This is a genomic window from Streptomyces sp. Act143, assembly GCF_003143935.1.
Lineage (GTDB): Bacteria > Actinomycetota > Actinomycetes > Streptomycetales > Streptomycetaceae > Streptomyces.
Window position 1 is genome coordinate 206,965 of sequence record NZ_QFRX01000001.1, and the last position, 16,064, is coordinate 223,028.

A 16,064-nucleotide genomic window follows, 5' to 3' on the forward strand; every position below is an offset into this window, starting at 1 on the left:
GCAGCCCCAGGAGAGCATCAGACGCGTGTCGCCTGCGCGAGGTCCTGCCGCAGGTGCGTGGCGGTGTGGGAGTCGGTGGTCTTCAGGAGATCGGCCGGCGTTCCCTCGAACAGGATGCGTCCGCCGCCGCTGCCCCCTTCGGGGCCGAGGTCGATGATCCAGTCGGCGCTCTTGACGACGTCGAGGTTGTGCTCGATGACGATGACGGTGTTGCCCTGGTCCACGAGGCGCTCGATGATGCCGAGCAGGCGGTGGACATCCGACATGTGCAGGCCCGTGGTGGGTTCGTCCATGACGTAGACGCTTCCGACGCGGTGCAGGTCGGCCGCGAGTTTGAGGCGCTGGCACTCGCCGCCGGACAGGGTGCTGAGCGGCTGGCCGAGCCGCAGGTAGTCCAGCCCCACCTCGTTCAGGGCGTGCAGGACCGGGCGGAGCCTGGGCTCCGTGAAGAAGTCCGCCGCCTCGGCCGTCGTCATCTCCAGGACGTCGCTGATGGACCTGCCCCGCAGGCGGTGGCCGAGGACGTCCTCGGAGAAGCGGCGGCCTCGGCAGACCTCGCACACCGATTTCAGCGTGTCCAGGAACGCCAGGTCGGTGTAGAGGACGCCGAGCCCCTGGCAGTTGGGGCAGGCGCCCTTGGAGTTGGCGCTGAACAGGGAGGCACTGACGTTGTTGGCGTTGGCGAACAGTTTGCGGATCGGGTCCATCAGGCCGCTGTAGGTGGCGGTGTTGGAGCGCCGACTGGTGGTCACCGCCGACTGGTCGATGACGATGGCGTCGGGGTGCCGACTGAGGAACTCGTCGTTGACCAGCGTGCTCTTGCCCGATCCGGCCACTCCGGTGACCACGGTCAGGACGCCGGTGGGGAAGGCGACCGTCACGTTCTTGAGGTTGTGACTCCTCGCGTCGGTGACGGTGAGCGTTCCGGTGACGCGCCGGGTCTCGGTCTTGAGAGGCAGTCGGTGCCTCAGGTGGCGGCCGGTGAGGGTGTCGGCGCGGGTGAGTGCGTCGAAGCCGCCCTCGAAGACCACTTCGCCGCCGAGTGTCCCGGCTTTCGGGCCCATGTCGACCACGTGGTCCGCGATGGCCATGATGTCGGGGTCGTGCTCGACCACGAGCACGGTGTTGCCCTTGTCCCGCAATGCGACGAGGAGTTCCTTGAGCCGGTGCACGTCCCGGGGGTGCAGGCCGATGCTCGGCTCGTCGAACACGTACAGCATCTCGGTGAGACTGCTGGACAGGTGTCGGACCATCTTGATCCGCTGGGACTCGCCGCCCGAGAGCGTGCGGGTCTCCCGGTCCAGGCTCAGGTAGCCGAGTCCGATGTCGACCAGGTGGTGCAGGCGGGTGGTCAGGTCGTCGAGGACCGGTTTCACCCGCGGCAGGTCGAGCTCCGCCAGGACGGATGCGAGGTGTTGGGCCTCCATCGCGGTGAGGTCGGCGATGTGGTGACCGCCGATCCGGGTGGCCAGCGCGGCGGGCGCGAGGCGGGTGCCGTCGCAGTCGGGGCAGGAGGCGGTGCGGGCGAACCGCTGGAACACCCGGCGGCCGCGCTCGGACATGTCCTCCTTCTTGACGTAGAGCCGGGTGAACTTGTCGACGAGGCCCTCGTAGCGGACGTTGAGAGTGTTGCCCTGCCAGAGCAGGCGGATCTTGCCCGGCAGTTCGCCGTGCAGCAGCAGTTGCCATTCCCGCTCGGTGAAGGCGGCCAGCGGCTTGTCGTTGTCGAACAGGCCGGACTCCACATAGCTCAGCCAGTACCAGCTGTCGGTGGAGAAGTCCGGGTGCAGCAGCGCGCCCTGGTTCAGGGACCTGGTGCGGTCGAGGAACGCGTCGAGGTCGAGGCGGACGGTGGTGCCGAGGCCCTCGCAGGTGGGGCACATGCCCTGGGGGTCGTTGAAGGAGAACGCGCTCGGTGGCAGGCCGGCGGGATCGCCGGCCCGGGAGAACAGCAGACGCAGCAGCGGGTTGATGTCCGTGACCGTGCCGACGGTGGAGCGGGGGTTGCCGCCCAGGCGTTTCTGGTCGATGACGACGGCCGCGGAGATGTTCTCGACGGCGTCCATGTCCGGCCGCCCGTGGTCGGTCAGGAAGGTCCGGACGAACGCGCTGAAGGTCTCGTTGAGCTGCCGCTGGGCCTCGGCCGCGAGGGTGTCGAACACCAGGGACGACTTGCCCGAGCCGGAGACACCGGTGAAGACGGTCAGTTGCTGTCTCGGGATCTGCAGCGAGACGTTCTTGAGGTTGTTCTCCCTGGCACCGGTCACCTTGATGGCGTCGGTCCTCACGCGTGCTCCTCGGTGGTGCGGGTGGGCTCCCCCCTGCGGGGGATGTAAGGGGGAGCCCGGTCTCGGGTGGGCCTGCGGGCGGTGCCGTCAGGCGTTCTCCTTGCGGAAGGTCCGCGTGCCCCACAGCAGGGCGAGGGCGGCCATGACCAGCAGCACGAGCGAGCCGGTCAGCAGTCCCGTGGCGCTCAAGTCGCCCCGGAACGCTGCGCGTTCGGCGTCGACCACGTGGGTCAGGGGGTTGATCCGGGCCAGGTTGTACAGCCAGCCGGGGGCCAGTTGCTCGGAGACCGGCAGCAGCACCCCGGACAGCAGCAGGAGCGGCAGGAGCACGGCGTTCATCAGCGCGGGGAACGCCGCCTCGCTCTTGAGGACCATCGCCAGTGCGTAGGATCCCGAGGACAGTGTGATGGCCAGGACCGCGGCGATCGCCAGGCTGAGCAGCAGCCCGGTCGGTGAGACGTCGAGGTCGAAGACGAGCAGCGTCACCAGCACGATCAGTACGGACTGCGCGGTGGCCTGCACGGCCTGGGCCAGGACCTTGCCGAACAGCAGGGCGGCCCTGCTCGCGGGCGTGCCGCGGAAACGGTCGACGACGCCGACCCGGTACTCGGTGAGCAGCCCCACCCCGGCGAACGAGCCGCTGAACAGTGCCGTCTGCACGATGAGGGCCGGGGTGAGGACCGCCCAGGCGCTGCCGGGCGGGAAGCCGGGGGTGTGGTCGACCACGGACACCATCAGGGGGCCGAAGAGGAACAGGTACAGCAGCGGCTGCATGATCCCGATGAGCAGCCAGGTCGGGCTGCGCAGCGCGAGCTTCATGTCCCGCACGAAGATCAGTTGGGTGTCACGCAGCATGGGCGGCCTCCCTGGCCTCGGGCCTGGTTTCGCCGTCCCGCAGGGAGCGCCCGGTGAGGCTGAGGAACACGTCGTCGAGGGTGGGCCGGTTGACCTTGACGGAGGCCATGGTGATCCCCCGGCCGTCGAAGGCGCGCAGCAGCTCCGGCAGGGCGGAGTCGCCGCGGGGCACCCGGAAGCGGACCGTGTCGCCGTCGACGCTCACCTCGCTCGCGCCGGTCAGCCGCCCGGCGACGTCGGCCGCCTCCGCGACCCGGTCGGTCACCTCGATGGTGATCGCGTCGCCGGCGACGCGGGCCTTGAGTGCGTCGGGGGTCCCCTCGGCGACGATCGTGCCGTGGTCGGTGACGAGGATCCGGTCGCACAGCGCGTCGGCCTCGTCGAGGTAGTGGGTGGTGAGGAAGACGGTCGTGCCCTGCTCGGAGCGCAGGCGGTGGACGTGGTCCCAGAGGTTTGCCCGGCTCTGCGGGTCGAGCCCGGTGGTGGGCTCGTCGAGGAAGACGAGCGTCGGTTCGTGGACCAGTCCGAGCGCGATGTCGAGCCGGCGGCGCTGGCCGCCGGAGAGCGTCTTGACGGGGCGCTGGTCCAGGCCGGCGAGGTCGAGCCGCTCGGCGAGCAGGGCCCCGCGCCGTTTGGCCTCGGTGCGGGACAGACCGTAGAGCCGGGCCTGGAGTTCGATCTCCTCGGCGACCCTGGACTCGGGCCAGGTGGCGCCGCCCTGGTGTACGCAGCCGATCCTGCGCCGCACGCCCTGGGGGTCCGTCAGCAGGTCGCAGCCGGCCACGGTGCCGGTTCCGCCGGTGGGGCTCAGCAGGGTCGTGAGCATCCGTAAGGTCGTGGTCTTGCCCGCTCCGTTGGGGCCGAGGAATCCGACCACCTCCCCGGGCGCCACGTCGAAGTCGATGCCTTTGACCGCTTCGACATCTTGGCCGCGGACGGTGAACCGGCGGGCGAGTCCTCGTACTGTGATCATGAAATCCTTCTCTCGGCCCGGCAGTGGGCCGGCCGACTCGCGGCGCCCGGCCGGGATGCCGGCTTCGGCGCGCGGCTCGTCAGGACTGGCCATCGGCCGCCGCCTGGTACTCGGCGAGGCGCTCCTGTGCCTCGGCCATGTCCTCGGCGGTCGGGGCGTCGTCCTGGGTGAGCTTGACGCGCCAGTAGCCGCTGAAGTCGATCGCGCGCTTGTCGATACCTCGGTCGTTGACCAGGTGGCGGCGCAGGGTCCGGACGACGCCCGCCTCGCCGGCCAGCCAGGCGAAGGGGCTCCCGGGCGGGAACTCGGCGCCGCGGACGGCGTCGACCAGGGCCTCGCTGCGGCCGGCCTGGATGCCGTCGCGGTGCAGCCAGTGCAGGGTGACGTCGCCCGACGTCTGGAAGGTCTGCTGCTCGGTGCGGTCGGCGACCTCGATGTAGACCTGGGCGCGGGCCTGCTCGGGCAGGGCTTCCAGCAGGGTGCCGATGGCGGGCAGTGCTGTCTCGTCGCCGGCGATCAGCAGCCAGTCGGCGGCGGCGATCGAGTCCGTCAGGGCGACCGGTCCGGTGTAGAGCGCGGAGGGGCCGACCATGCCGAGCCGGTCGCCGGGGCGGGCGGAACCGGCCCAGGCGCTGGCGGGACCGTTGTCGCCGTGCAGGACGAAGTCGACCTCGACGGTGTTCGTCCCGGGCATCCGCCGGCGGAGGGTGAAGCTGCGCATCCAGGGCCGCTCGTCCTCCGGAATGGCCAGAAATGCCTGGTACCAGCCCGTCGCGTCGTCGCTCTGCTCCGGCATGACGGGCCGCTCCTGGCCGGGCCGGGGGAAGCAGAGCTTGAGCTGCTGGTCCGGGGTCAGGCCGACGGAGTCTTCGAGGTGGTCGGCCTCGAACGTCACGCGGGCCATCCGCGGTGTGATGCGTGTGATGTCGGTGACCTGGATGAACGTGACGGGGAGCTCTGCCATCGGAAACCTTCCACGAACGTGCGGGCATACCGGGGCGGCTGGCCGCCCAGCTGGTATCCTTACAGCGTAAAGAGTTATGCCGGTGAGGTTACTTTATGCAGTAAGGAGTTGCAAGGTGGTTGTTTTCGCCGGACAGGGTGATGCCCGCCGGTCCATGTCCCTGCTCTGGCGATCGGCCCAATCCCGGAGGCCCGCTCTCAAACCCGGCTCCAAACCCGGACCCAAACCCGGACTCGACGTGGACACGATCGTGGCCGCGGGTGTCGCGGTGGCGGACGAACAGGGCATGGCGGCCCTGTCCATGCGGGCGGTCGGCACCCGGCTCGGGCGGACCGCCATGGCGCTCTACACGTACGTGCCGAGCAAGAGCGAACTGGTCGACCTCATGCACGACCGGGTACTGGCCGAACTGCCCACGGACTACGACACGCACGCGGGGTGGCGCCCGGCGCTCACCGACTGGGCCGAGGACGCCTGGGCGTTCTATCTGCGCCACCCCTGGGTGCTCCAGGTCTCGCAGGCCCGACCCGTACTCGGGCCGAACGAGTACGCGCGCCTGGAGACGGTGGTCCGGATCCTGGGCGGAATCGGTCTGGAACCCCTGCACGTCAGACGGGTCATCGCGGTGTTGTTCCAGTTCGTGCGGGGGATGGCCCTGGTCGCGACGGAACACCGGCAGGCGGCGCCGGAGACCGGGGTGCCCGATGAGGAGTGGTGGGCGCAGCGGTCCGCGCTGCTCGCGGAGTTCGCGCCCGACTTCACCGAACGCTTCCCCGCCCTCGCGGCCCTGGAATCGACCGCGAGCCTCGCCGCCATGACCGAGTCGGAAGCGGGCGACGCCGCGTCACACATGGAGCAGGAGGCGAGGGAGGCGTTCCGGGTGGGCCTGGGGCTGATCCTCGACGGCGTGGAGGCGGCGGTGCGGACCGACTCCGACGGCACGGTCCACGCCTCGGCCGGCACCCCCTGAGAGGGTCGTGCGGGCCCGGGCGGGTCCGCACGATGCCGCAGTTGCCGCACCCCGAAGCGGTCGGCATCGAAGCCGATTGGACCCCAATCGGCCATCTCCGGCCGGAAATATTCATTGACGGTATCTCGAACGGTGACTACCGTTTTTCGAGCCTGCGCCCTTAATGACTCGAGGGCGCGATGAATGGTGGAGATGCATCATGCCCCGATTTCAGGAGAAAGCCGGTGCAGCACATCGCAAAGTACGACCGGAGTGACCGTCAATTACCAGTCGGCCGCCGAGCGGCGGAGGCGGCCCGCCCTCGCAGACCCGGCGAGCAGGAACGAATCTTCACCACGCGGGTCGGCCTCAAGATACCGACCAGCCTCACGTACGACCGATGGGAGAAGGCCGGGCAGCACATCTTCCAGATCGCCGACTCCTCCGCCTGGTGCCTGGGCGACTGGCTCGTCTACGGTCAGGACCGCTACGCAGACCGGTACCAGACCGGAGTCCAGGCCGCGGGCCTCGACTACCAGACACTGCGCAACTACGCCTGGGTGGCACGGCACTTCGAGCTCTGGCGTCGGCGCGAGACACTGAGCTTCGGCCATCACGCCGAGGTCGCCTCGCTGCCGCCGGCGGAGGCCGACACCTGGCTCGACCAGGCGGAGCAGCACGGCTGGTCACGCAACCAGCTCCGACTGCGGCTGCGGGAGAGCCGCAGAGGAAACCGGCCGGCCACGCCCGCGCGGCCCAGCCAGCTCCGGATCAACGCCCCCTCCGACCGTGTCCAGCGGTGGCGGGAGGCCGCATCGAGGGGAGACCGCGACTTCGAGGAGTGGGTCCTGCTGACGCTCGACCGTGCCACCGCGCACGAGCTCGGCCCATGACGCCCCCGTCCGACCACCGGAGGCCACCCCGGATGGAGATCCGCATCGACCATCGCACCTGCATCGGGTCCGGGCAGTGCACCCTGACGGCACCCGCCGTCTTCACCCAGGACGACGACGGGTACGCCACGCTCGTGCCCGGCGGAGCGCGGACGACTGCCCCGCGGCAGGTCACCCAGGCCGCGCTGTCCTGTCCCGTCCAGGCCATCACCGTGGGGAACGACCCACCTGAGGCCTGACGACGCAACTCCCGCCACCCCCCAGGGCTGAGGGCTCCATGGTGCAGACCATGGAGCCCTCAGTGCTGCGTCCACCTCATGGGCCGAAGGGGACTGTGCTCCCTTCAGCTGCGCCCCCTTCAACTGCGCCCCCTTCAGCTGCGCCCCCTTCCGCTGTACGCATTTCAGCTGTGCGCGCTGCAGGGCCGAGCCGCAGGCGCAACGCGTTCAACCGCCAGCTGCCGGGCAGCCGGGCGCGTTCCCGCTCCGGATCGCCGTCCGCGAGCGCGAGGTCCGGGTAGCGGGCCAGCAGCCGGGCGAGCGCCACCTCACCCTCCTGCCGGGCCAGCGTCGCACCCAGGCAGTAGTGGATGCCGTGGCCGAAGCCCACGTGGTTCTCGGCCTGTCCATCCGGCTGACGGATCAGGTGAAGCCGGTCAGGGTCGGTGTAGTGCCGCGGGTCGAAGTTGGCGGAGACCAGTACCGGTTGGACCGCGTCACCGCGGGCGACGCGTGTGCCGGCGAGCTCCAGGTCCTCCACGGCGTAGCGCAGTCGGGCCACCTGCACCGAGCCGCACCAGCGCATCAGCTCGTGCACCGCTCTCGGGAACAGCGCCGGGTTCGCCTTGAGCCGTGCCAGCTGGTCGGGACGGGTGAGCAGGGCCGCGGTGCCGTTGCCGATCAGATGCGTGCTCGTCTCGTGGCCGGCCAGCACCAGGGTGAGCACCATGGTGGCCACCTCCGTGTCGCTGAGCCGTCCGCCGTCGTCGTCCTGCGCCCGGATCAGCTCGCTCAGCAGATCGTCCCTGAGCGCGGCGCGACGCTGTTCGATCAGCTGATGGCAGTAGTCGATCATCACGGGGAAGGAGTGCCGGAGGCGTTCGGGCCGCATCGACACGAGGTCCCCGCCCCATTCCCGCCAACGCTCCAGGTCGACCTCGGGGATCCCGACGAGCCGGCAGATCACCGTGATCGACAGGGGGTAGGCGTAGTGCTCCAGCAGGTCCACCGTCCCGTCCCGCGCCGCGCGGTGGGGCAGTTCGGCGAGCAGCCGGTCGGCGATCTGTTCGATGGCAGGACGCAGATCGAGGATACGGCGGGCCGTGAACGCCCGGGTCACCAGACGGCGCAGCCGCGAATGGTCCGGCGGATCGCTGTCCAGGATGGACCCGAGCAGGTAGACCCGTAAGTGCTCCGGGACGTTGAGCAGTTCCATCATCCCCTCACGCGGATCGGCGCCCTGTGCGCCGGGCACGTGGGAGGGGGTGTTGACGAACCGCGGGTCGCGCAGCACGGCGCGGACGTCGTCGTAGCGGGTCACGAACCACACCGGCGTGCCGTCGACGAACCGGCCGCGGACGACCGGGCCCTGTTCGCGCAGCCGGCCGTAACCGCCGAAGGGGTCCGCGAGCAGATCGGGGTCCATCATGTGCGGGCCGGCGGGGCACGCCGCTCCCCCGCCGGCCGACGGGACGTCCTGGAACGTGGGAGACATGGTCGGCTCCGGTACTCGCCGGGACGTCACTTGACCGCGCTGATCACGCCGTGCGGCGTCCACCGGTCACCGGGCAGCCGCTCGGGTTTGACGAACCCGGCCGCGGCGAACCACTCCTCGTACTGGCCCCACCGGTAGATCGTGCTGGCGGCAGCCGGCAGCGTCGCGAAGTACACGTTGTCCAGGGCCGCGTACAGCGGGCCGTCCCCGCTGTCGTCGGACATGGCGTTGAACACCAGGACCCGGCCGCCGTCCGGCAGCGCCGCGTGTGCCTTGCGCAGCAGCCGTATGTTCTCCTGCGGTGACCAGATCACGAGCTGATTGGCGAAGAGCACACAGTCGTGGCCTGTCGGGTAGGTGTCGGCGAAGATGTCCGCGGCCCGCACGGAGATCCGTTCGGACAGCCCGTGTTCGGCGATCTTCTTGCGGGCGATCTCCACCGTGCCGGGCAGGTCCAGGACGGTGAATTCGACGCCGGGGTTGGCCTGGGCGAGGGCGATGGCGTTGACGCCGTCGCCGCCGCCCACATCGAGCACGCGGCGCACTCCGGCGAGGTCGGCCTTCTCGACCAGGACGGGGTTGGACAGCCGGGACCAGGACCGCATGCAGCGGTAGAACAGCTGCTCCAGCTCAGGGTCCGCGGACAGCCGGTGATAGAGATCGTCCCCCGTGCCCTTGATCCGTCGCAGGCCGACGTTGGTGTTCTCGCGCAGCGACGCGATGAAATCCACCTCGGCGGGCCGGACGATCCGTTCCTCGTACTCGACGAGATCTTCGATGATCTCCCACGTGCCGTCCGTGAGGAAGCCGTTCAGCACGTCGGCGTTCCCGTAACCGTCGCCCTGACGCACTGTCAGTCCGAGGGCGGTGGTGCCGAGCAGCAGGATCTGTACCGGCCGCTCCTCCAGGCCGAGTTCCCGGCCGATCTCCGGCGGGGTCAGGCCCGGTCGCCGGTGCAGCAGGGTGAACAGGCCAAGTTCGCTGCCCGCGCGGAGCATCTGGAAGGCGGAGGAACCGAACAGGATCTGGACCAGTCCGTCGGTGGTGAGCGGGGATGCGTGAGCCATGGGCACTCCGAATCGGCTGAGGTGGAGAGGGAGGTGTGCGGGGGCGGAGGTCAGGTCACCCGGGCGAGGTCTGCGGGCCGGGAGGAGTAGGCGCCGTCGGCCACGACGTCGCGGATACGGGCCAACGCGTCCCAGACGTCGGTGAACCGGGTGACCAGGGGGGACAGACCGATACGCAGCCGGTCCGGGACCCGGTAGTCGCAGATCACCTTCGCGTCCGCGGCCAGCGCCTGGCAGATCCGCCAGGCGTCGGGGTGGTACAGGGACAGATGCGAACCGCGCCGCTCCGGCGGGCGGGGCGAGGCGGGCCGGAAGCCCAGCGGGGTGAGCCAGGCGTCCGCCAGATCGTCGGCCAGCCGGCCCAGCCGCAGCCCCTTGGCCCGGATCCGCGCCGGCCCGGCCTCCTCGATCAGGGCCAGGGCGGGATCGATCGCCGCCAGCGACACCAGCGGCGGGGTGCTCACCAGGAACCGCTCGATGCCCGGCACCGGGTCGTAGTCGGGCCCCATCTCGAACTGCCCGCGCTGTCCGTACCAGCCCCACACCGGCTGCCGCAGCCGGGACTGCAGATCGCGGCGCACATAGAGGAAGGCGGGTGAACCCGGCCCGCCGTTGAGGTACTTGTAGGTGCAGCCGACGGCGAGTTCCGCGCCGGTGCCGGCCAGGTCCACGGGGACGGCTCCGGCGGCGTGCGACACGTCCCACAGCACCCGCGCGCCGACCGCCTGCGCCAGGTCGTTCACCTGCGCCATGTCCAGCAGCGCGCCGCTTCGGTAGGACACCAGGGACAGCACCACCAGAGCGACATCACCGTCCAGCGCCGAGCGCAGGGCGTCGAGGTCGAGGCCGCCGTCGAGGTCGAGGCCGCCGTCGAGGTCGGACGGCAGCCGCACCAGCCGAAGCCCGCGCTGTTCGGCGAGCCCCTGGACGATGTACCGGTTGGTCGGGAAGTCCTCGGCGTCCATCAGGACGGTGCCGCGCCCCGGCGCCGCGTCCAGAGCGGCGGCGGCCAGCTTGTAGAGGTTGACCGACGTGGAGTCGGAGATCACCACCTCGCCGGGCGCGGCACCGAGCACATGCTCGGCGAGGCGGTCGCCGAGCCGGGCGCCCCAGTCGATCCAGCCCTGCCAGGACCGCACCAGTCCGCCGCCCCAGCCGTCCTCGACCACCTCCCGCAGCACCTCGGGCGTGGCGGCGGGCAGCGGGCCCAGCGAGTTGCCGTCCAGGTAGATCAGTTCCGGATCGGTGATGACGAACCGCTCGCGGAACGCGGCGAGCGGATCGGCCGCGTCCAGTTCCTCGGCCACCGTGCGCGGGATCCCGCTCACCATCGGCCCTCCTTCTCTCTCGTGTCGTCCGTGTCCGCGTATCCCACCGTCCTGGGGAGGCCGTGGGCGGCCTGGTCAGAGCGTGGAGCGCACCGACCACAGTTCCGGGAAGAAGCGGTGCTCACTGATCCGGGCGAGCCAGGCCACGCCCTCGGTGCCGCCGGTCCCGGGCTTGGCGCCCAGCATCCGCTGCACGGTGACCAGATGGGTGTAGCGCCAGCGGGCGAACTGGTCGGCGGCGTCCATCAGCGCCTCGGCGAGCAGATGAAGGTCGCGATGGCGGACGGGGTCCCGGTAGACCGCCCGCCAGGCCTCCTCGACCTCCGCGCCACCGCGGTACGGTCGGGTGAGGTCCGGGTCCGTGGCGTCGTCCGGCGTGAGCAGGCCGCGGCGCGCCAGCAGCGCTAGCGCGGCGTCGTACAGGCTCGGCTCGTGCAGTTGGCCGACCACCGCGTCGTAGCCCGCCGTGTTCCGGTGCGGCGCGGCCATCGCGGGGTTCTTGTTCCCGAGCAGGAACTCAAGTCGCCGGTAGCCGGCCGACTGGAAGCCGGAGGCCGACCCCAGGACGTCGCGGAACTCGGCGAACTCCACCGGGGACAGCACGGAGAACGTCTCCCACGACACCAGCAGCACCTGCTGCACCCGCGCGGCGCGGCGCAGCGTCCACAGCGCGTCGTCGAGCAGGTCGTCGGCCAACTGGTCGCGCGCTGTGCTGAATTCGGTGTGGAGCAGCTTGAACAGCAGCTCCTTGACCTGGCTCATGATGATGAACCCCGGCTCGGTGCGGGCCGAACTGAGCGGATGCTGCAAGCCCAGCAGTTCGTCCATCCGCGCGTAGTGGGCGTACGGGGTCGTGTCCGACGGGGAGTCGGCGGCCAGCGGGCACGCGGGGCTCCGGGTGGGCTGCTCGGTGGTCATGCGGTCGTCCCTTCCAGTCCCATCTGCGCCAGGACCGCGTCGCCCAGGCCGGTGCCCGGCACGCCCAGGTCGTAGGGGAGGTCGAAGTGGTCGCGCCGATCGGCGACGATCTCCGTCACCGCCGCCCGGGGGCGCAGCGCCCTCACCATCCGGTCGTGCTGGCGGACGTATTCCTCGGTCTCGTTCCCGCCGCGGGCGACCACCGTCGGGGGCAGCCGCGCCGGCAGCCGAAGGATCGGGCTGTTGCGCAGGGCCGCGGCCTCGTCCAGCCGCAGCGCGTCGTTGACGTAGGACAGGCGCACCGGCTCCAGGTCGTACATGCCGCTGAGCAGCACCGCCCCGGCGATCCGGCCGGACACGTCCGGGCCGGCCGACGCATCCGGCAGCAGGGCCATGGCGGCCAGGTGCGCGCCGGCCGACGTGCCGCACAGATGGAGGCGGTCCGGGGCGAACCCGAGCCCGTCCGCGTGCCGCAGCAGCCAGTCCACGGCCCGGCGCACCATGCCCGCCATGGCGTCGAGGCCGACGTCCGGCGCCAGCCCGTACTCGATCACCGCGACCGCCGCGCCGGCGGCCAGCAGCGGCGGCACCGGGAACGCCGATTCGGCGCGGCCGAGTGCCTGCCAGTTCCCGCCGTGCACGAACACCAGCAGCGGAATGCGCCCGGCCGCCGGTCCGGGGAAGTAGTCGAGTCTCTCCGCCGGGTGCGGGCCGTAGGCGAGAGAGGTCCGCACCGTATGGTCCCGGCGGGCGGCTTCGCTGAGCCGTTCGTACTCGCGCAGGTAGGCGTCCAGGCTCGCCACGCGCGAACTCGGCGAGTACTGCCGGTCCAGCGTGGCCTGGTCCATGCCCCGGTACACGGCACCTCCGGCCGGCGGTGCGTCGCGCACGCGCTCAGCTCCCCGGCGTGTGGGCGGCACGGGCCCGCTCGTACACCTCGGTCAGCAGTGGGTCGATGCCATGCGAACCGGTGCGGTAGCGGGCGCCGAAACGGCTCGCGTACTCCTCGAACCACTCGCGCCGGTCGGCCAGGAACAGCACGTCGTGGATCGCCATCGACCGCACCGCCATCATCGGTACCGGGGCATGACTCACCTCGAACACCGGGTTGCGCGCGGCCTTCTCCTCGCACTTCTCGTGGAACTGGGCGATCATCAGCCCCCGCCGCACACTCTCCGGCTTCAGCGCGGTGTGCGCCGCGTCCAGCAGGTGCAGATGCTCGGCCGGAAGGTCCGGCAGGACGAGCAGCAGCGAGCGCAGATTCGGGTTGCCGGACTTCCAGTCGACCTCGCTGAACTCGTCGAGGCCGCAGCGGACGATCTCATCGATCAAGGTCTGGCTCGGGGTGGGGCCGACGAGCCGGACGCGGATCTCCAGCGCGCCGGCCCGCTGGGCGGGCTCGACGAACGGGCACACCGGGCCGGTGCGGCCGAGTTCGCCGTGCGGTCGGCGTATGTACTCGCTCAGCCATTCGTCCACGGCGGCCAGGGCCTTGGCCACGTCGACGGAGAGCACGTCGGTCAGCATCAGTGTCAGTCCTCGGGTGTCGGTCCTCGCGGACAGCGGACGGCGGGTTCCTGGTGGGCGGCCCGCGAAGGTCACTCGTCGCCGGTGAGGTCGTGGAGCTTGGCCGAGAGGATGCGGCCGATCTCGGCCAGCGTGTCCGGGCGGCTCAGCATCGACCCGTGGTCGCCGGGCACCACATGGGCCTCGACGGAACCGCGCACATACGGCTGCCAGGCCTCGGCGGTCACCGGCGGGTCCTGCTCCTCCGAGCAGGCGATCAGCAGCAGGTCCCCGTCGATCGGGCCGGGCCGGTAGTCGACGGTCAGATGGGTGTTGTTCGCCGAGATCTCGGTGATCGTCGTGAGCCGGTCCTCCTCCAGGTTGGCCAGCACACTGCCCTGGCGGCGCAGGATCTCCCGCGCCTTGGCGAAGGTCATCTCGCCGTCGTCGTGGTGGCTGCCGTCGTCGACGAGACCGACGTGGTAGAGCAGCATCACCCGGTCGTCCGGGGCGGGCACGTCGGCGTGGGTGAGGCCCTGCCAGTCGGGGATCACGTCGAGCACCGCGACCAGCGCCACCGGCTCGCCGCGCCGCTGGAACTCCGCGGCCAGCGCGTGCGCGCACAGTCCGCCGAACGACCAGCCGGCCAGGTGGTACGGCCCGTGCGGCTGCACCCGCTGGATCTGGTCGGCGTAATCCACCGCCATCTCCTCGATGCTGGCGGGCCGGGGTTCCGGCCGGGCCAGACTGCGCGCCTGGATGCCGTACAGCGGATACTGCGGCCCCAGGTGCTTGATGAGCGCGCTGTACGACCAGCTGATACCGCCGCCCGGATGGACACAGAACAGCGGCGGCCTGCTGCCCCCGGTGCGCAGCGGCAGCATCACCTCGTACGAGCCGTCCGCGTCGTCGATGTCGAGCCGGGCCGCGATGCCCGCCGGCGTCGGCGCCTCGAACAGGCTCCGCACGCCCAGTTCGACACCGAAGGCCGCGCGCAGCCGGGCCATCAGCCGGGTGGCCAGCAGCGAGTGCCCGCCCAGGTCGAAGAAGTCCTCGCTCACCCCGACCACCGGCCGGCCGAGGACCTCCGCGAACAGCTCGCACACCACCTGCTCCTGCGGGGTGGCCGGCGCCCGCCCGATGTCGGCGCGCTCCGGTTCGAGCGCCGGCAGCGCCGCACGGTCGAGCTTGCCATTGGAGGTGAGCGGCAGCCGGTCGAGCGGAACGACGGCGGCGGGGCGCATGTATTCGGGCAGTCGACGACGCAGGTGCTCCCGTACGGCCATCAGCAGCGCGCCGGTGCTCCGGCCGGTGGCCGGGCTGCTGGTCCAGGACGAGAGCGGGGTGCCGGGGCCGGCCGCGCCGGTGGGTGCGTAGGCGCCGACGGGCACCCCCTCGCCGAGCAGTTCGCGCTTGACGTAGGTGAGGTCGAGGGTGGCCGGGTCGTGCCCGTTCCAGCTGATCGCCGTCCAGTACCCGTATTTCTCACCCAGGCGGTGCAAGTCCTCCGGATCGATGCCGGTCGTGTCCCGGAGGTCCGGTGCCGTCCCGGCTTCGAGGGCGCGCTGTGCGGCGAGGTCGGCCGCGATGCGCGCATGCGGGACCCCGGTGACGCGCAACCGGGCGGGCTGCGCGCTGCCCAGATGATCGGCGAGGGCACCCAGGTCACGGGTCCAGGGTCGGGTGGGGGCGTCGGTGAGGGGGTGGGCGTTGATGCCGGTCTTGTAGAGGGTGGCGTCGTAGCGGTAGCGGGTGAGTTCGTTGTGGGCGGTTCCGCGCTTGAGCTGGATGTCGGTGCCCGCCAGGTCGGGGACGTGGTGGGCGAGGGCGCTGAAGTACTCGGGGTCGACGAGGAGTTCCTTCTCCAGGACCAGGCTCTGCTCGACGGCACGGCGGATGGCGGCCGTGTCGCTGGGGTCCTCGGCACGGGCCGTCTGCACACCGGAGGCGAAGGTCCGCAGCAACCGCGGGTTGCGCAAGTCGCCCAGGAACAGGGCACCACCGGGCGCGAGCAGACGGAAGGCCTGCTCGACGACCTGCGTCAGATATCCGCCGTTCGGGAAGTACTGGGCCACGGAGTTGAGCACGATCGTGTCGAAGTGCTCTCGCGGCAGGTCGCGGTGCTCGTGGGCGGCCTGCACCCGGAGCCTGACCCGCCCGGCCAGCTCGGGGTCACCGTCGACATGGCGCCGCAGCTCCTCCACGACGACCGGGGAGAAGTCCGTGCCCCAGTACTCCTCGCACTCGGGCGCCAGCCCGGACAGCAGCAGGCCCGTGCCGACACCGATCTCCAGGACACGGCCGGGCTTGAGCGCCCTGATCCGCTCAAGCGTGGCCCCACGCCACTCCCGCATCTCGGGCAGCGGGATCGGCCGGCCGTCGTAACTGCTGTTCCAGCCGGAGAAGTCCTCACCCAGCGTCGCACCGGGCGCCGAGTACAACGAGTCGTAGAGATCCTGCCACTCGCCGATCTGGTCACGTTCTTCCTCGTCGCCTGTCGGTCCTTCGGTGTCGGGGACGACGTAGGCGATCAGACGGGTGGCGCCGGGCTGGTCGTGATGGGCGACCACGGCAGCCTGGGTGATGTGGGGGTGCTCGGTGAGGACGTTC

At 70.8% G+C, this 16,064-nt stretch carries 14 protein-coding genes; 3 read left to right on the plus strand and 11 right to left on the minus strand.

All coding sequences use genetic code 11. From position 1 onward, the window contains the following. Window positions 1-17: 17 nt before the first annotated feature. From DI272_RS00915 to DI272_RS00930, 4 genes are all read right to left on the minus strand, one after another. On the minus strand, window positions 18-2,288 hold the full coding sequence (locus tag DI272_RS00915; RefSeq protein ID WP_109493227.1) for an excinuclease ABC subunit UvrA: 2,271 nt from the start codon (window positions 2,286-2,288) through the stop codon (window positions 18-20). A gap of 87 nt (window positions 2,289-2,375) precedes the next feature. Further along, window positions 2,376-3,143, minus strand: a complete 768-nt coding sequence (locus tag DI272_RS00920) for an ABC transporter permease (RefSeq protein WP_109493228.1) — start codon at window positions 3,141-3,143, stop codon at window positions 2,376-2,378. After that, a complete protein-coding gene (locus tag DI272_RS00925; RefSeq protein WP_109500608.1) occupies window positions 3,133-4,116 on the minus strand; it encodes an ATP-binding cassette domain-containing protein in 984 nt (327 codons plus the stop codon). The genes DI272_RS00920 and DI272_RS00925 overlap by 11 nt, the downstream gene beginning before the upstream one ends. A 79-nt stretch (window positions 4,117-4,195) precedes the next feature. After that, on the minus strand, window positions 4,196-5,080 hold the full coding sequence (locus DI272_RS00930; protein WP_109493229.1) for a siderophore-interacting protein: 885 nt from the start codon (window positions 5,078-5,080) through the stop codon (window positions 4,196-4,198). A gap of 115 nt (window positions 5,081-5,195) precedes the next feature. Between DI272_RS00930 and DI272_RS00935 the strand changes: the two genes are divergently transcribed. From DI272_RS00935 to DI272_RS00945, 3 genes are all read left to right on the plus strand, one after another. Then, on the plus strand, window positions 5,196-6,050 hold the full coding sequence (locus tag DI272_RS00935) for a TetR/AcrR family transcriptional regulator (protein ID WP_109493230.1): 855 nt from the start codon (window positions 5,196-5,198) through the stop codon (window positions 6,048-6,050). A 224-nt stretch (window positions 6,051-6,274) separates the two neighbouring features. Then, on the plus strand, window positions 6,275-6,922 hold the full coding sequence (locus tag DI272_RS00940) for an LmbU family transcriptional regulator (RefSeq protein WP_109493231.1): 648 nt from the start codon (window positions 6,275-6,277) through the stop codon (window positions 6,920-6,922). Between the two features lie 32 nt (window positions 6,923-6,954). Beyond that, complete coding sequence (locus DI272_RS00945) at window positions 6,955-7,161, plus strand: ferredoxin (protein WP_109493232.1); 207 nt, start codon at window positions 6,955-6,957, stop codon at window positions 7,159-7,161. 76 nt (window positions 7,162-7,237) lie between these two features. On the opposite strand, the gene DI272_RS00950 is transcribed toward DI272_RS00945, so the two are convergent. From DI272_RS00950 to DI272_RS00980, 7 genes are all read right to left on the minus strand, one after another. After that, a complete protein-coding gene (locus DI272_RS00950; RefSeq protein ID WP_258314407.1) occupies window positions 7,238-8,635 on the minus strand; it encodes a cytochrome P450 in 1,398 nt (465 codons plus the stop codon). Between the two features lie 26 nt (window positions 8,636-8,661). Next, complete coding sequence (gene acmL / locus DI272_RS00955; protein WP_109493233.1) at window positions 8,662-9,702, minus strand: 3-hydroxy-D-kynurenine methyltransferase AcmL; 1,041 nt, start codon at window positions 9,700-9,702, stop codon at window positions 8,662-8,664. Between the two features lie 50 nt (window positions 9,703-9,752). Then, a complete protein-coding gene (locus DI272_RS00960) occupies window positions 9,753-11,033 on the minus strand; it encodes a kynureninase (RefSeq protein WP_109493234.1) in 1,281 nt (426 codons plus the stop codon). Between the two features lie 72 nt (window positions 11,034-11,105). Then, the gene (locus tag DI272_RS00965) at window positions 11,106-11,948 is read right to left on the minus strand and encodes a tryptophan 2,3-dioxygenase (RefSeq protein WP_109493235.1); all 843 of its coding nucleotides are present in this window, start codon (window positions 11,946-11,948) and stop codon (window positions 11,106-11,108) included. After that, window positions 11,945-12,838: an alpha/beta hydrolase gene (locus DI272_RS00970; protein WP_258314408.1), complete on the minus strand. Its 894-nt coding sequence runs from the start codon at window positions 12,836-12,838 to the stop codon at window positions 11,945-11,947. The genes DI272_RS00965 and DI272_RS00970 overlap by 4 nt, the downstream gene beginning before the upstream one ends. 4 nt (window positions 12,839-12,842) lie before the next feature. Further along, window positions 12,843-13,475: a DUF6875 domain-containing protein gene (locus DI272_RS00975; RefSeq protein WP_109493236.1), complete on the minus strand. Its 633-nt coding sequence runs from the start codon at window positions 13,473-13,475 to the stop codon at window positions 12,843-12,845. A 71-nt stretch (window positions 13,476-13,546) separates the two neighbouring features. Next, window positions 13,547-16,064 (minus strand): alpha/beta fold hydrolase (locus DI272_RS00980; protein ID WP_146238434.1); only part of this gene is annotated, 2,518 nt, incomplete at its 5' end.

Excerpts from the sequence above, each read along its gene's own strand:
- DI272_RS00920 (WP_109493228.1), bottom strand. The coding sequence starts at position 3,143 with ATGCTGCGTGACACCCAACTGATCTTCGTGCGGGACATGAAGCTCGCG.
- DI272_RS00925 (WP_109500608.1), bottom strand. The coding sequence starts at position 4,116 with ATGATCACAGTACGAGGACTCGCCCGCCGGTTCACCGTCCGCGGCCAA.
- DI272_RS00930 (WP_109493229.1), bottom strand. The coding sequence starts at position 5,080 with ATGGCAGAGCTCCCCGTCACGTTCATCCAGGTCACCGACATCACACGC.
- DI272_RS00945 (WP_109493232.1), top strand. The coding sequence starts at position 6,955 with ATGGAGATCCGCATCGACCATCGCACCTGCATCGGGTCCGGGCAGTGC.
- DI272_RS00950 (WP_258314407.1), bottom strand. The coding sequence starts at position 8,635 with ATGTCTCCCACGTTCCAGGACGTCCCGTCGGCCGGCGGGGGAGCGGCG.
- acmL (WP_109493233.1), bottom strand. The coding sequence starts at position 9,702 with ATGGCTCACGCATCCCCGCTCACCACCGACGGACTGGTCCAGATCCTG.
- DI272_RS00960 (WP_109493234.1), bottom strand. The coding sequence starts at position 11,033 with ATGGTGAGCGGGATCCCGCGCACGGTGGCCGAGGAACTGGACGCGGCC.
- DI272_RS00965 (WP_109493235.1), bottom strand. The coding sequence starts at position 11,948 with ATGACCACCGAGCAGCCCACCCGGAGCCCCGCGTGCCCGCTGGCCGCC.
- DI272_RS00975 (WP_109493236.1), bottom strand. The coding sequence starts at position 13,475 with ATGCTGACCGACGTGCTCTCCGTCGACGTGGCCAAGGCCCTGGCCGCC.